The organism is Rhodococcus sp. T2V, from assembly GCF_029269925.1.
Classification (GTDB): Bacteria; Actinomycetota; Actinomycetes; order Mycobacteriales; family Mycobacteriaceae; genus Rhodococcus_F; species Rhodococcus_F koreensis.
This window is the reverse complement of sequence record NZ_JARJBD010000509.1, coordinates 1-463: the sequence shown is the minus strand read 5'-3', so window position 1 is coordinate 463 and position 463 is coordinate 1. Positions and strand designations below refer to the sequence as shown.

The 463-nt window shown below is 63.9% G+C and carries 1 pseudogene; it reads left to right on the top strand.

The window, feature by feature from the left end:
* Window positions 1-230, top strand: a pseudogene (locus P3H15_RS55145) (aldehyde dehydrogenase family protein); the annotation flags it as partial.
* Between the last annotated feature and the right edge of the window lie 233 nt (window positions 231-463).

The window sequence follows — 463 nt, the reverse complement described above, 5'->3', positions numbered from 1 at the left end:
AGGGCGAACTCGCCGAGATCATCACCTCCGAACACGGCAAGGTCGTCTCCGACGCATTGGGCGAAGTCTCGCGCGGCCAGGAGGTCGTCGAATTCGCCTGCGGCATCGCCCATCTGCTCAAGGGCGGCATGACGGAGAACGCCTCCACCAACGTCGACGTCGCCTCCATCCGCCAGCCCGTCGGCCCCGTCGGCATCATCTCCCCCTTCAACTTCCCCGCCATGGTCCCGAAGCGGGATTTCGCTGCGCCGGTGCTCTCTTCGTCCGGGTACGCGCCGCACCGCACTCGCCCCGATGGACACCCTGAGATTCGAACTCATAACCAAATTATAACGTTTCGGTCACAGGAGCGGTGAAGGGGGCGGAAGCGGAATGCCGGCAGCGCAACACGACGCTAGTGACGTACCACGCTTGCCGCGAAGCCCGCGAATTGTGCCCCGCATCTCATTTCCGACCACCTCGA